Below are 13,875 nucleotides of genomic sequence, written 5' to 3'. Positions count from 1 at the left end.
CTGCAAACGGAGGATCACCATGACAGGAAAAAGCGCAGTCGTAACCGTGGACGACAAAACGGTGGAATTGCCGGTACGATCGGGGTCGATCGGTCCGGATGTGGTCGATATCGGCACGCTCTACAAGCAGACCGGCCAGTTCACCTACGATCCCGGCTTCACATCGACCGCATCATGCGAATCCAAGATCACCTATATCGATGGCGACCAGGGTATCCTCCTGCATCGCGGTTATCCAATCGAACAGCTCGCCGAGCACGGCGATTTTCTCGAAGTCTGCTACCTGCTCCTTTACGGCGAACTGCCGACAGCAGCCCAGAAGAAGGATTTCGACTATCGCGTCACGCATCACACCATGGTGCACGAGCAGATGTCGCGCTTCTTCACCGGCTTCCGCCGCGATGCCCACCCGATGGCCGTGATGTGCGGCTGTGTCGGCGCACTGTCCGCCTTCTATCACGATTCCACGGACATCACCGATCCGCACCAGCGCATGGTCGCAAGCCTGCGCATGATCGCCAAGATGCCGACGCTCGCCGCGATGGCCTACAAGTACCATATCGGCCAGCCCTTCGTTTATCCGAAGAACGACCTCGACTACGCATCGAACTTCCTGCGCATGTGCTTTGCCGTTCCCTGCGAGGAATACACCGTCAATCCGGTGCTTTCGCGCGCCATGGACCGGATCTTCATCCTGCATGCCGACCACGAGCAGAACGCCTCGACCTCGACCGTTCGCCTTGCCGGTTCGTCAGGTGCCAATCCGTTTGCCTGTATCGCCGCCGGCATTGCCTGCCTTTGGGGTCCGGCCCATGGCGGCGCAAACGAAGCCGCGCTCAACATGCTGGCCGAAATCGGCACGGTCGATCGTATTCCGGAATTCGTTGCCCGCGCCAAGGACAAGAACGATCCGTTCCGTCTGATGGGCTTTGGTCACCGGGTCTACAAAAACTACGATCCGCGCGCCAAGATCATGCAGAAGACCACGCACGAAGTGCTGGCCGAACTCGGCCACAAGGACGATCCGCTGCTGGAAGTGGCAATGGAGCTTGAGCGCATCGCGCTGACGGACAGCTACTTCATCGAGAAGAAGCTCTATCCGAACATCGACTTCTACTCCGGCATCACGCTGAAGGCGCTCGGCTTCCCGACGACCATGTTCACGGTCCTGTTCGCGCTCGCCCGTACGGTCGGCTGGATCGCCCAGTGGAACGAGATGATCGAAGATCCGGAACAGCGTATCGGCCGTCCGCGCCAGCTCTACATCGGCGAACCGGAACGCGACTACGTCCCGGTTTCCAAGCGCTAAGCCAAGGAAATACCCATTGAAAAAGCCCGGTCAGAAATGGCCGGGCTTGTTTGTATTCAAAACATCAAGAACGATGCGGGCGGCTGTCTCGCCCGGCGGTTTCTCCGTCTTCATGCGTTGCCAGACGGTGCTGTATCCAGCGAGCATGGCGGCGCGCTCCGGTGTATTGCCGGTCAGTCGCTCTATCCAGCGCGACAGCGCTCCGGCGCGAATGGCCTCGTTCAGATATTCCGGCACGAGGGCATAATCCGCCACCAGATTGGGAATGGCTGCCGTCCAGATCTTGATGCGCTTGTGCATCAGGCGGATGATCCAGTCGGCCTTGTAGGTCGAGACGACGGGGATCCCGGCGAGGGCAAGCTCCAGGATCACCGTGCCGGACGCCGCAACGGCTGCATCGGCCTCAGCGAAAGCCTTCCATTTGGCGGCGGCTCCAACTGTGATTTCCGGCTTTACCGGCCAAGACGCGGTTATCTCGCGCACGAGCTTTTCCTGCCGTGGAACTGTGGGGAGCAGGAACCGCATATGCGGATGACGGCTGCGCAATTCCTCCGCAGTCTCGCCGAACGCCGGCAACAGACGGCTGATTTCGCTGCCGCGAGACCCCGGCAGAAGCAGGCATGTTGCCGAATCCAGGCTGACGCTTGCAGCACGCTTGTCAATTTGCCGTTGCCGCACCGCCAGGACATTGGCGTCCATTGCCAGCCGATGTCCGACATAGGTCGTCGGCGGACCGCCGAGCCGTTGCATCACCTCCGGCTCGAAAGGAAGTACGGCGAGAACGTGATCGACATAAGCAAGCATCTTGACGGCGCGTTCGGACTTCCAGGCCCAGACGCTCGGGCAGACGTAGTTGACGATCGGCAAATCCGGTAAAGCCTTGCGCACGCGGCGCGCGACGCGGTGGGTGAAATCAGGGCTGTCGATGATGACAAGGATATCCGGCTTGGCCGCGATAATGGCACTCGCCGTCTGGCGGATACGCAGGATCAGTTTCGGCAAGCGGGCAAGAACCTGCGAGATCCCCATGATCGACAGCTCGGAATAGTCGAACAGCGAATTCAGGCCCTCAGCCTCCAGCCCCTCGCCGCCAACGCCAAGCAGCGAAAGATCGCCCTTCACCAGCGGGCGCAACGCCTTGACGAGATCGGCGCCAAGCAGATCACCGGACACTTCGCCTGCGATGACAGCGAGCTTCAGACCGCTTGTGCTCATTTCCCGCCTCGCAAGAGGGCGCGGTCCACTCCCGTGATGAAGAGACCAGCCTCGTTGGCCAGCGCAATCATCTCCTCCCGATCAAGAACGAGCGCCCGGCCAGCTTCAACCGCGATACCGGCAAGCCCGGCCGCCTGTGCACCCTTGATCGTCGATGGACCGACCGAAGGAAGATCGGCGCGCAAATCCTGTTGCGGCTTGCAGAGCTTGACCAGCACGCCGCGACGGCGGCTGGAGATGCGTCCGTCGGCCTTGAGCCGCGCGACCCGCTCCAGCATCGCATCGGTTCCCTCCGGCCCCTCGAGGGCCACGACACGGCCACCGACAGCAACGGCGCCCTGCCCGACGTCCAAATGGCCAAGGGCGATGGCAGCAGCTTCGGCGGCCTCGATATCTGCCTGATCTTCCGCACCCGGTGCGCGGGCGCCCAGCGTGCCGATCTCGGCCAGAAGTTCCGGGACGATGTCCTGCACGCCGATAACGCGTGCGCCGTTGGTTTCGATCAGTTCGATCGCCATTTTCAAAACCGCGTCATCGCCCCCGGACAGGAGCGTGCGCAGAACACTGGGTATCTTTACCAGGCTTTTCATCGTCGGCTTGATGTCGCGCCAGTCCGGCCGGCGGCGCACGGCGCCCGACATGACAACACGGCCAATGCCAGCGTCGCGAAAGACGCCGCTGATTGCCTTGAAATTACCGATCCCGAGTGTCGTGTTATCGAAGGACGACCAGTCCCGATCCGACTCGTTGGCAAGTGCGATGATGAATGGATTTTCGCCGTGCGTGCGTGCAGCTTCGGCAACATGCAGCGGCAGCAAACCGCTGCCGGCAATGATGGCCAGCCGGTCTTTGATCTCTGGCCGGCTGTGCATGCTCATCTGCCTCAGCCCTTGCTGCCCCGTGTCGGGGACGACAGCGCCCGGTCGCTCTCGGCCGCGATGAAATCGAGGATTTCCAGCGCCGGCGGGCAATCAAGGTAGTCGTTACGGATTGCCGCGGCATTGACGCGGATTGATTCCGGCCCTTCGAAAATCTGCTTATAGGCACGCCGTACGGCGTGGATAACCGGTTTTTCAATGCCGGAGCGGCTCATGCCGACGACATTCAGGCCGCCAAGCAAGCCCGGATTACCATTGAGCATACCGTAGGGAATGAGATCATAGGAAACGGCGGAGAGGCCGCCGACAAAGGCATGGCGGCCGATGCGGGTAAACTGATGAACGGCCGAGCCGCCGCCGAGGATGGCGCGATCGCCCACCGTGACATGGCCCGCGAGCATGACATTGTTCGACAGGATGATATTGTTGCCAAGACGGCAGTCGTGGGCGACATGCGCATAGGCGAGGAAGAGGTTGTTGTCTCCGATTATCGTCGCACCGCCATGTTCGACGGTGCCCGTATTCATCGTCACGCCCTCACGAATGGTGCAGTTTTCCCCGATCACCAATGTCGTATCGACGGCGCTGTGATGCACACTCTGCGAATCGCCGCCGATCACCGCAGACGGGAAAATCTTCGATCCCTTGCCGACCGTGGTGCGGCCGAGCACGACCACATGGCTGATCAATTCGACATTGTCTGCGAGCGTCACCTTAGGGCCAACGTGACAGAATGGCCCGACAACGACGTTGTCGCCGATCACCGCTCCGTCTTCGATGACCGAGAGCGGATGGATCTTCGCAGTAGAGGCAATCATGTTCAGGCATTTTCCTTGCTGATGATCATCGCGCCGATATCAGCTTCTGCGACAAGTTGCCCGTCAACTTTTGCATCACAATGAAATTTCCAGATATTGCCGCGCTGCTTCTGCTTGACGACATGAAACTCGACCCGGTCGCCCGGAATGACCGGTTTGCGAAATCGGGCATTGTCGATAGTCATGAAATAGACGAGGTTGCTGCCGCCGCCATTCTTGCGGGCGCAGATCGCGCCAGCCGTCTGGGCCATGCCCTCGATCAAGAGAACGCCCGGCATGATCGGTTGTTCGGGGAAATGTCCGGTGAAGTGCGGCTCGTTGGCCGTGACGTTCTTGATGCCGATCGCCGAATTGTCGCCATCGATCTCGATGATCTTATCGACCAGCAGGAACGGATAGCGATGGGGCAGAAGTTTCAGGATTTCCCTGATGTCAGCCGTACCGAGAACGGTTGTTCCAGCTTCACTCATCTTTGCCTCCTGATTTCTTCTGCCTGTTGTGCGCGCGCGCCGTGATCTCTGCAATCTCACGCAGGAAGTCGCGCATGGGACGCGCTGGAATGCCGCCATAACGTTCGCCGGCCGGCACATCCGACGCGACACCGCTCATGGCGCCGATCTGGGCCCTGTCACCGATGGTAATATGTCCGTTGATCGCCGCAGCCCCGCCGATCATCACCCCGTCGCCGATACGCGTGCTGCCGGCAATACCGACCTGGGCCGCGATGCCGCAATGACGGCCAACGCGAACATTGTGGCCAAGCTGGACGAGATTATCGATCTTGGTGCCTTCGCCGACGACCGTATCGTCCATTGCACCACGGTCGATCGTCGTGCCGGCACCGATCTCGACCCTGTCCTGCAGGATGACGCGGCCGATCTGGACGATCTTGATCATGCCACCCTTCGGTCCCGGCGCGTTGCCGAAGCCGTCCTGGCCGATCCGCGCGCCGGGGTGGATGATGACTTCGTTGCCGACCAGCGCGTACATGATGCTGGCTCCGGCCGAAATCGTGCAGTCCCGGCCAATGCGCACGCCTGGGCCGATGACGGCGCCAGCGGCAATCCGCGTACCCGTGCCGATATGCGCACCGGCGCCGACAACTGCGGTCGCCTCGATATCGACATCGTCCTCGATCTGTGCCGATGGATCGATAAAAGCTGCGGGAGATATTCCGCCAGGCCCCGACAGGTTTTGCTCAGGGCGCACGGCCTGCGGATGGAGGATTGCACCGGCAAGGGCGAAAGCCGTGTGGGGATAGCGGGTCAAAAGAACGGGGATATGCGGCGGGACGATCGCGGCGATCGTATCGTCGCAAATGATCGCGCCTGCTTTCGATGTGTCAAACTCATCGCGAAAGCGCCGCTGCAGCATGTAGCAGACATCGAACTCGCCAGCCCGATAGGTCGGCGCTACGGACCGGACAAGCCGGTCGCCCAACTCTGGGGTCTGTAGCGTCGCACCAATCTGATCCGCCAGATCGCTCAGGCGGATCCCATCATGTGGTGGGAAGAACCAATTGTTTTCCATGGCCAACACTCCAGAACAGTTTTGGCAGGCAGTTCTGGACTGCAGGGATCAGAAGGACGACGAGATACCGAACTTGAGGTTCTGTACGCGGTCGAAATCTTCCTTCGCGATCGGGAACGCATAATCGACGCGCAGCGGACCGAAGGGCGACGCCCAGATCAGCCCCAGACCGACGGATGCACGCAGCGAACTGTTGGTGCCCTGGATCTGGTCGTCAGCCGTCGTGTCGACTTCATTACCATACAGCGTGCCTGCATCTGCAAAGATCGCCCCGCGGAAACCGGCATCGCGCGAAACGAACGGCAGCGGGAACGTCGCTTCGGCCGAAGCGGTGAAGTAGGTCGTGCCGCCGATGGAGTCGCCGTACTTGCCGCTGCGCGGACCGACACCGTTACGCTCGAAGCCGCGAATGTCGTTCTGGCCCAACTGGAACTGGTCAAAGACTTCCATCTTGCCGCCCGTGTTGAACACATGCCCTGCGCCGGCAGCAAGCGATGCAATGATGTCGGCATCGTCGTTGACGGTGTAGTACCACTTGGCCTTACCGGTCAGCTTGTAGAAATCGGAAGTACCGCCGAGGCCAGCATATTCCTGCGTTGCCGAAGCGAGAATGCCCTCATGTGGCAAAGTCGAGTCGTCGAGCGAATTGTAGGTCAGCGTCTGCGAGATCGACGAGCGGGTCCAAGTGCTGCCATTGATCGCATTGATGTATGGCGACGACAGATCCTGCCCTGCACCCACGGCAGTATTGCCATGATAATCCATCTGCGTCAGGTTGTAACGGAACGTCGTCGATATGCGCTCGGTGATCGGCGCCGTTACGCGCAGGCTGAAGCCCTTGTCTTCGTAGCTATAGTTGTCGTCGTCATAGTCGTTTTCGTTCTGGAAGATATCGAAACCGGCAGCCAGACGATAGCCGAGGAAATAGGGCTCCGTGAACGATACGTTATACGTACGGCTGTCCTGACCGCGACCCGCAGCAAGACGGATGTACTGGCCACGGCCAAGGAAGTTCTTTTCCTCGATCGAGGCTTCCAGCAGGAAGCCGCCGCCGCTACCGGCCGAATAGCCGGCACCGATACCAAACGAACCGGTTGACTGGTCCTGCACATCGACGATCACGACGACGCGATCGGACGCACTGCCAGGCTGGGTCGAGATATTGACGGTCGAGAAGTAACCCAAGGCATCCAAGCGGCGCTTGGCCGTCGTGATCATTTCCTGGTTGAACGCATCGCCTTCGCTCATGTCGAATTCGCGACGGATGACATAGTCACGTGTGCGGGTGTTGCCGCGGATTTCGATACGCTCGATATAGGCGCGCTCGCCCTGATCGACGAGATAATCAACAGCGATCGTGCGATTGCCGAAATCGCGGTTGCCGCGCGGCGTTACGCGAGCGAACGGATAGCCTTGCGACGCGACACGTTTTGAAATCGCGGAAATGCTGTCCTGAACGTCCTTAGCCTTGTAGATCGTGCCTTCAGAGGTCCGGACGAGACCCTTCAGTTCCTCGGCATTGACGCCTTCGACGGTCGATTCAACATTGACCGTTCCGAAGTCGTAGCGCTCACCTTCTTCGACGGTGATCGTGACCGTGTATTCGTTGGTGGCCTCATCCAGCACTGCGTCCGAGGACACGACGCGGAAGTCGGCATAACCGCGGTTATAGTAGAACTGACGCAGCAGCTCTTCGTCCGCGCGAAGCTTGTCGGCGTTGTAAACGTCCTTGCGATTCAGGAAGGAGAATATCCCCGATTCCTTCGTCGAGATCACAGCTTCGAGGCGGCCATTGCTATAGGCATTATTGCCGACAAAATTGATTGCGGTGATCTTGGTGCGGTCACCCTCGTTGATCACGAAGGCGAGATTGACGCGGCCTTCCGCGATCGGAACGACCTGCGTTGTCACCGTCACATCTTCACGGCCGATGCCGGCATAGGCATCCTTGATGGCCTGGATATCAGATTCAGCAGTCGCTTCGCTGTACGGACCGAGCGAACGCGTGCGCACGACCGCCTGCAGCTTGTCGTCCTTGATCTTGCGGTTGCCGTTGAAAACGACCTGGTTGACCAGCTGGTTCTCGCTCACGGTGACGACGAGCGTGCCACCGGAGACATTGATGCTGACATCGGAGAAGTAACCCGTCGAATACAGACGCTTTACGGAAGAATCGATGTCGCCGTTGCTGAAGCTTTTGCCGGGAACGATCGTGATGTTTGCACGCACCGTTTCGGGGCTGACGCGGGTTGCGCCGCGAACTTCGACCCGGTTGATCGTTGCAGCTTCAGCGACCGTCGCACTTGCAAGCGTTACGATGCCAGACCCCGTTGCGACCATACTTGCAGACAGCGCAACCGCCGACACCGCGTTCAAAAATTTTGAACCAGCTTTCATAAATCTTACCTTCTTCCCAATGCCCCGCAGCGAACTCGTACCGACTCCGGTCACGGCTGCCGTTTTAACCGCTTTTCATATACAAGCAAGCCAGCTCGTTAATTTCTGTTTACTTCAATTGAAACCGTGTCCTAACGGCCACTACAGAATTGCTTTATCGTAAACAATTCCTTTCGATCAACCTGTTGAACTTCCAACAAAGCCGATCACCCCCCTTGCGCCCGCACCATCGCCACAGGCCTTAAATACTAGCCTAAGAGCGAACTTATGTCGTTCCATGTGGCAAACACCATCAGCATCAGCACCATGGCAAAACCGATCCGAAACGCGACGTCTTGTGTGCGTGGTCCGACCGGTTTCCCACGAACGGCTTCCACCGCATAAAACATCAGATGGCCGCCATCAAGTACGGGAACCGGCATTAGGTTAAGAAGTCCAATGGAAACTGACAGAACCGCCGCCAGCTGCAGAACGGCAGCGACGCCGATCGTCGCCATCTGGCCGGACGCCTGGGCGACGCGGATAGGGCCCCCCAGCTGATCGGCCTTCATCCGGCCGGTCACCAGGTTCGCCAGGTAGTTGAACGTGCCGGTGACGATGTGCCAGCTTTCGACAGCACCCTGCCCCACGGCTTCAATCGGACCAAAGGTTTCAAGGCGGAAATTTCCGGTTTCCTGATTCGTCAGGATGCCGATGATGCCGAGTTCCATCTTGTTGCCGAACTGGTCGGTGATTTCGGTGCGCTGGGGCACCATCGGGAGATCCAGCAATTCGCCCTTGCGCTTGATCTGAATTGTGATCGGCGTTTCCGGGCGGATGCTGACATAGCGGCGCACATCGTCAAATGTCGTGACGTGCGTGCCGTCGATCGCCACAAGCAGATCACCGGGCAATACGCCTGCCTTGGCGGCAGCGCTGTTTTCCTTGACTTCCGCCACGACCGGATCGGCAATCGGCTTGCCGTAGACCGTAAACAGCACAGCGAAGATCGCAATCGCCAGAATGAAATTGGCAATCGGCCCTGCAGCAACCGTGGCAGCACGCTTCCAGAGCCTGGCACCGAGGAATGTCCGGTCGCGATCCTCGGCTGAATATTGGTCCAGCTTGCTATAATCAGGGACGCTGGCCGCATCCTCGTCGCCGAAGAACTTCACATAGCCGCCAAGCGGGACGGCACAGAATTTCCAGCGCGTTCCCTGCTTGTCGGTATAGCCGAACAGCTCGGGGCCGAAACCGACGGAAAAAGCCAGGATACGGATGCCGGACCAGCGGCCGACAAGATAGTGTCCCATTTCGTGCACGAAGACGAGCAGCGTCAGCACCAGCAGGAACGGCACGATGTAGCCGACAATCAGTTGAAGCGTATCGGCCAGGTAAGCCATAAGGTCCTCGATCAGGTATGCGGGCGTTTTACGGCGCCAGCAGGATTGCCCCCAGGGGCACATTCTGTCCACCGGTGGACACGACTTGCACCAAAGCAATCAAAAGCGCGGCAAAACAGGCAAAAACAAGTCCGTCAACCCGGTCCATGACGCCGCCGTGCCCGGGAATAAGCTTGCTCGAATCCTTCACGCCAAACCGGCGCTTAATATAGGATTCAAAGAGATCGCCAATCTGGCTGGATACCGAGAGCGCCAGCGCCAGAAGCGGAATGCGTGCATCGTTGAGCGAAAAATAGCTCATGAACACCGCAACGCCCGCGATCACCCCGCAAATCGTGCCGCCGACCGCACCGGACCAGGTTTTTCCGGGTGAAATGCGGGGCGCGAGCTTCGGGCCGCCGATCGCCCGGCCGGTAAAGTAGGCAAGGATATCTGTCGCCCAGACCACGGCAAAGATGAAAACCATGGCGATCAGGCCGATATCGCCCTCGCCGCGGATAGCCGAGAGGGAAATACCGGTCAGCCCGGCATAGACAATACCGCCAGGCAGCCACCAGCTACCGCCGCGCACAAACACCCAGACCGCTGCCATGGCCGCACATGCGGCCAGGACGAGCAGGGTAACATGAGCGCCATCAAACAGAATGAGACCGGAAATGACCGCCTGTGACAGCCAACCGAAAGCGTTGCCCTGGAAATCACGCTCGGCAAGCCGGGTGATCGTCGACCATTCGTAATAGACCAGAACGGCTATGGCGACGGACAGAAGTTCGAATACCGTGCCGCCGGCCCAGGTCGCACCGAGGGTGATTGCAGCAAGGATGATACCGGAGATGATGCGCAGTCTCAGTTCGCTCTGCATCAGGAACCAACCGCAAGCGTTGGCTGCGACAGGCCACCGAACCGGCGTTCCCGCCCGGCATAGGTCTTCAGGGCATTGAGGAAGACTTCGCGGTCGAAGTCAGGCCATAGTTCCGGGACAAACAACAATTCGGAATAGGCGGCCTGCCAAAGCAGGAAGTTCGACAACCGCTCCTCGCCGCTGGTGCGCAAAACCAGATCGGGGTCCGGGATACCCGCCGTATCGAGCTTGCTGGCAATGCGCTCCGGCGTGATCTGGTCGGCCGTCAATCGCCCCTGGGCGACGTCAACCGCCAGAGCTTGCATGGCGCGGGTCATTTCATCGCGAGAACCGTAGTTGAAGGCGATAACCAGTGTGATACCCGTATTGTTGCGCGTCGTATCCTCTGCCTCCAGAAGCAGAGGCAAGATATCGCCGCGAAGATTGTTCTTGTCGCCGATCACCCGGATGCGGACATTCTGCTGATGCAGGTTCGCCAGGTCGCGCCGGATGAAAGCTTTGAGCAGTCCCATCAAGTCGGACACTTCGGCTTCCGGCCTGCTCCAGTTCTCAGATGAGAAGGCAAAAAGCGTCAGATACCGGATACCGACCTCGCCTGCGGTGCGGACCGCCTCGCGCACGGCTTCCACGCCTTTCCGATGTCCCATCGTCCGCGGCAGTCCGCGCGAATTGGCCCAGCGTCCGTTGCCATCCATGATGATGGCAACGTGCGTGGGGACATTTCTCAGCAATGGGTTTGACATCGGTGGCCCGAAAAACAGAGACTCGGAAAAAGGCAGACTAGACCTGCATGATTTCCTTTTCCTTATCGCCGAGCAAGCGGTCGATGTCGGAAATCATCTCATCTGTCATTTTCTGGACCTTTTCGGACTGGCTCCGGCTGACATCCTGACCGATATCGCCATCCTTTTCGGCTTTTTTCAGACTGTCCATGCCGTCGCGGCGGACGTTGCGCACCGCGACCTTGGCTTTTTCGCTATAGTCGTGCGCGACCTTCACCAATGACTTGCGGCGCTCTTCGTTGAGTTCCGGCAATGGAATGCGCAGATTTTGACCATCAACGATCGGATTGAGGCCGAGATTGGATTCACGGATGGCGCGATCGACGGCGTTGACCATCGACTTGTCCCAGATCGAAACACCGAGCATGCGGGATTCGGGAACAGTGATGTTGGCAACCTGGTTCAGCGGTACACGCGAACCGTATGCCTCGACCATGACCGGATCGAGAACGTTGGCCGATGCCCGGCCGGTGCGCAGCGAGGCGATATCGCTCTTGAACGCGGCAATGGCGCCATCCATGCGGCGCTTCAGGTCATTTAGGTCAATACCTTCACTCATGGATCAAACTCCCGTTTATCGCGGCGGTCTTGCGACCGCCCTTAACTGCTCAATTGTCGGTTACGATGGTTGCCCGGCCGCCGCCGGTCAAGATTTCCGCGAACCCGCCCTTCTCGTGGATCGAGAAGACGATGATCGGAATGCTGTTTTCGCGCGCCAGTGCGACGGCGGCGATATCCATCACGGCGAGGCCCTTCTGCAGGACTTCGCTATGCGTCAGGCGGTCGAAGCGGGTGGCCGTCGGATCCTTCTTCGGATCGGCGGTATAGATGCCGTCAACCTGCGTGCCCTTGAAGATCGCTTCCGCCCCCATCTCGGCGGCCCGCAGGGCGGCTGCCGAATCGGTGGTGAAGAACGGATTGCCGGTGCCGCCGGCAAAAATCACGACGCGCCCCTGGGATAAATGGAACAGCGTGGCGCGCTGCGAAAAACTCTCACAGATTTCCGGCATGGCGATAGCCGAGAGTACGACGGTGTCGACATCGAGTTTGCGCAGCGAGGTCGCCAGTGCCAGTGCGTTGATGATGGTCGCCAGCATGCCCATATGGTCGCCGGTGACCCGGTCGCCGCCCTTGGAGGCAACCGCGACGCCGCGAAAAATGTTTCCGCCGCCAACGACGACGCCGACTTCGACACCCATGGCGCGGGCTTCTGCAATGTCCGAGGCAATCCGGTCAGCCACCGCGACATCGATCCCGAACCCCTGGTTGCCCATAAGCGCTTCGCCCGAAGCTTTCAGCAGCACACGTTTATAGAGAGGCTCGGCCGACATCGTCACTCCTGTCCAAGAAAGCACACATGCGAGATGGTGCATAAAACTGGTCCGTTCACCCCAGCGCGGCCGATATCATCCGGATGTTCCCCGAAGGAGCCTGCGCCAATGTGATGATGATGCCGGATACACGAAGGGCACCGCGTTGTCACGCGATGCCCCGGATGTTTCCCAACAAGGATGGCGGTTTTCCCAATCAGGATGAAGAAATCAACCCTTGGCGACAGCTGCAACTTCAGCTGCGAAGTCGGTTTCTTCCTTTTCGACGCCTTCGCCGAGAAGCAGGCGGGCCATGCCGACAACTTCGATCGGTGCGCCAACAGTCTTTTCAGCTTCCTTGACGGCAGCTTCGACAGTCAGGTCGGGGTTCATGACGAAAGCCTGCGACAGAAGGGCGACTTCTTCGAAGAATTTGCGCATGCGGCCATCAACCATCTTTTCGATGATCGCATCCGGCTTGCCGGATTCGCGGGCCTGTTCGATGAAGATGTTGCGCTCGCGCTCGGCGACGGCTGCATCGACTTCCGTCGAGCGGATGGCCAGCGGGTTGGTCGCAGCAATATGCATGGCAACCTGGCGGCCGATGGCGTTCAGGGCATCCTTGTCGCCGGTCGACTTCAGCGCGACGAGAACGCCGAGCTTGCCGAGGCCGTCAGCAACGGAATTGTGGATGTAGGTGGCAACAACACCCTCTTCGACCGACAGCAGGGCCGAACGGCGCAGAGCCATGTTCTCGCCGATGGTTGCGATCGCGTCGGTGATGCTTTCAGCGACCGACTTGCCGGTTACCGGATAGTTGGTTGCGCTGATGGTTTCGACAGAACCGTCGGTGCCGACAGCAACAGCTGCGACGCCACGAACGAGGTCCTGGAAGGCATCATTGCGCGCAACGAAATCGGTTTCCGAGTTCAGTTCGATGACGACGGCCTTGGTGCCGCTGCTGGCGATACCGATCAAGCCTTCGGCAGCTGCACGGCCCGACTTCTTGTCGGCCTTGGCGATGCCCTTGGCGCGCAGCCAGTCGATCGCGGCTTCCATGTCGCCATTGGTTTCGCCGAGTGCCTTCTTACAATCCATCATGCCTGCGCCGGTCTTTTCGCGCAGTTCCTTCACCATTGCTGCAGTAATAGTGCTCATCTTTTTTGCCTCTTCGTTTGTTCGGCTGGCGCGCTGCCAGAAAGCCGGCGCGATACCAGGAGGATGTGGCAGGGCATGACCCCTGAATGTGACATCGTGATGAAAGGGTTCATCGCGGTGGTGGGCATCGTTGAGACCGGCACCCGATGGGCTGGTCCGATGCAAAAGAACAAGGCCGTTCACTTTTTCAGTCGTAAACGGCCTTATCCTGATCGTGTCTAAAGGAACGGCGGG

The 13,875-nt window shown here is 59.4% G+C and carries 13 protein-coding genes; 1 reads left to right on the top strand and 12 read right to left on the bottom strand.

Annotated features, from left to right (window positions below; all coding sequences use genetic code 11):
* Positions 1–19: 19 nt before the first annotated feature.
* Positions 20–1,309 carry a citrate synthase gene (gene gltA, locus ACP7E6_RS13340; protein WP_426230207.1) on the top strand — a complete coding sequence of 430 codons (1,290 nt, stop codon included), beginning with the start codon at positions 20–22 and terminating at the stop codon, positions 1,307–1,309.
* 30 nt (positions 1,310–1,339) lie between these two features.
* Here the strand turns inward: gltA and lpxB are convergent, their stop codons facing one another.
* From lpxB to tsf, 12 genes are all read right to left on the bottom strand, one after another.
* A complete protein-coding gene (lpxB, locus tag ACP7E6_RS13335; RefSeq protein ID WP_426230206.1) occupies positions 1,340–2,524 on the bottom strand; it encodes a lipid-A-disaccharide synthase in 1,185 nt (394 codons plus the stop codon).
* Entirely contained in the window at positions 2,521–3,402 is an 882-nt protein-coding gene (locus tag ACP7E6_RS13330; RefSeq protein WP_426230205.1) for an LpxI family protein, read from the bottom strand. The genes lpxB and ACP7E6_RS13330 overlap by 4 nt, the downstream gene beginning before the upstream one ends.
* 5 nt (positions 3,403–3,407) lie before the next feature.
* On the bottom strand, positions 3,408–4,220 hold the full coding sequence (gene lpxA / locus ACP7E6_RS13325) for an acyl-ACP--UDP-N-acetylglucosamine O-acyltransferase (RefSeq protein ID WP_426230204.1): 813 nt from the start codon (positions 4,218–4,220) through the stop codon (positions 3,408–3,410).
* 2 nt (positions 4,221–4,222) lie between these two features.
* Complete coding sequence (gene fabZ / locus ACP7E6_RS13320; protein ID WP_426230203.1) at positions 4,223–4,690, bottom strand: 3-hydroxyacyl-ACP dehydratase FabZ; 468 nt, start codon at positions 4,688–4,690, stop codon at positions 4,223–4,225.
* Entirely contained in the window at positions 4,683–5,750 is a 1,068-nt protein-coding gene (lpxD, locus tag ACP7E6_RS13315) for a UDP-3-O-(3-hydroxymyristoyl)glucosamine N-acyltransferase (RefSeq protein WP_426230202.1), read from the bottom strand. The genes fabZ and lpxD overlap by 8 nt, the downstream gene beginning before the upstream one ends.
* A gap of 48 nt (positions 5,751–5,798) precedes the next feature.
* Positions 5,799–8,147 (bottom strand): outer membrane protein assembly factor BamA, encoded by a 2,349-nt coding sequence (gene bamA / locus ACP7E6_RS13310; protein ID WP_426230201.1) that lies wholly within the window; start codon positions 8,145–8,147, stop codon positions 5,799–5,801.
* A 248-nt stretch (positions 8,148–8,395) separates the two neighbouring features.
* Positions 8,396–9,529: an RIP metalloprotease RseP gene (gene rseP, locus ACP7E6_RS13305; protein ID WP_426230200.1), complete on the bottom strand. Its 1,134-nt coding sequence runs from the start codon at positions 9,527–9,529 to the stop codon at positions 8,396–8,398.
* Positions 9,530–9,557: 28 nt separating this feature from the next.
* Positions 9,558–10,391 (bottom strand): phosphatidate cytidylyltransferase, encoded by an 834-nt coding sequence (locus ACP7E6_RS13300; protein ID WP_426230199.1) that lies wholly within the window; start codon positions 10,389–10,391, stop codon positions 9,558–9,560.
* Positions 10,391–11,134, bottom strand: coding sequence for an isoprenyl transferase (locus ACP7E6_RS13295; protein WP_426230198.1), 744 nt, complete (start codon positions 11,132–11,134; stop codon positions 10,391–10,393). Before ACP7E6_RS13295 ends, ACP7E6_RS13300 begins: the two co-directional genes overlap by 1 nt.
* A gap of 37 nt (positions 11,135–11,171) precedes the next feature.
* Positions 11,172–11,732 carry a ribosome recycling factor gene (frr, locus tag ACP7E6_RS13290; protein ID WP_426230197.1) on the bottom strand — a complete coding sequence of 187 codons (561 nt, stop codon included), beginning with the start codon at positions 11,730–11,732 and terminating at the stop codon, positions 11,172–11,174.
* A 49-nt stretch (positions 11,733–11,781) separates the two neighbouring features.
* Complete coding sequence (gene pyrH, locus ACP7E6_RS13285) at positions 11,782–12,504, bottom strand: UMP kinase (protein ID WP_037100954.1); 723 nt, start codon at positions 12,502–12,504, stop codon at positions 11,782–11,784.
* Between the two features lie 210 nt (positions 12,505–12,714).
* Complete coding sequence (tsf, locus tag ACP7E6_RS13280) at positions 12,715–13,641, bottom strand: translation elongation factor Ts (RefSeq protein WP_426230196.1); 927 nt, start codon at positions 13,639–13,641, stop codon at positions 12,715–12,717.
* Positions 13,642–13,875 lie beyond the last annotated feature (234 nt).

Source organism: Pararhizobium sp. DWP3-4 (assembly GCF_049898205.1).
GTDB lineage: Bacteria > Pseudomonadota > Alphaproteobacteria > Rhizobiales > Rhizobiaceae > Pararhizobium.
This window is presented reverse-complemented; position numbering and strand designations above follow the sequence as displayed.

What these genes read in the sequence shown, in the direction of transcription:
- bamA (WP_426230201.1), bottom strand. Translation starts at nt 8,147, where the DNA reads ATGAAAGCTGGTTCAAAATTTTTGAACGCGGTGTCGGCGGTTGCGCTG.
- ACP7E6_RS13300 (WP_426230199.1), bottom strand. Translation starts at nt 10,391, where the DNA reads ATGCAGAGCGAACTGAGACTGCGCATCATCTCCGGTATCATCCTTGCT.
- lpxD (WP_426230202.1), bottom strand. Translation starts at nt 5,750, where the DNA reads ATGGAAAACAATTGGTTCTTCCCACCACATGATGGGATCCGCCTGAGC.
- frr (WP_426230197.1), bottom strand. Translation starts at nt 11,732, where the DNA reads ATGAGTGAAGGTATTGACCTAAATGACCTGAAGCGCCGCATGGATGGC.
- pyrH (WP_037100954.1), bottom strand. Translation starts at nt 12,504, where the DNA reads ATGTCGGCCGAGCCTCTCTATAAACGTGTGCTGCTGAAAGCTTCGGGC.
- rseP (WP_426230200.1), bottom strand. Translation starts at nt 9,529, where the DNA reads ATGGCTTACCTGGCCGATACGCTTCAACTGATTGTCGGCTACATCGTG.
- gltA (WP_426230207.1), top strand. Translation starts at nt 20, where the DNA reads ATGACAGGAAAAAGCGCAGTCGTAACCGTGGACGACAAAACGGTGGAA.
- ACP7E6_RS13295 (WP_426230198.1), bottom strand. Translation starts at nt 11,134, where the DNA reads ATGTCAAACCCATTGCTGAGAAATGTCCCCACGCACGTTGCCATCATC.
- fabZ (WP_426230203.1), bottom strand. Translation starts at nt 4,690, where the DNA reads ATGAGTGAAGCTGGAACAACCGTTCTCGGTACGGCTGACATCAGGGAA.
- ACP7E6_RS13330 (WP_426230205.1), bottom strand. Translation starts at nt 3,402, where the DNA reads ATGAGCATGCACAGCCGGCCAGAGATCAAAGACCGGCTGGCCATCATT.
- lpxA (WP_426230204.1), bottom strand. Translation starts at nt 4,220, where the DNA reads ATGATTGCCTCTACTGCGAAGATCCATCCGCTCTCGGTCATCGAAGAC.
- lpxB (WP_426230206.1), bottom strand. Translation starts at nt 2,524, where the DNA reads ATGAGCACAAGCGGTCTGAAGCTCGCTGTCATCGCAGGCGAAGTGTCC.
- tsf (WP_426230196.1), bottom strand. Translation starts at nt 13,641, where the DNA reads ATGAGCACTATTACTGCAGCAATGGTGAAGGAACTGCGCGAAAAGACC.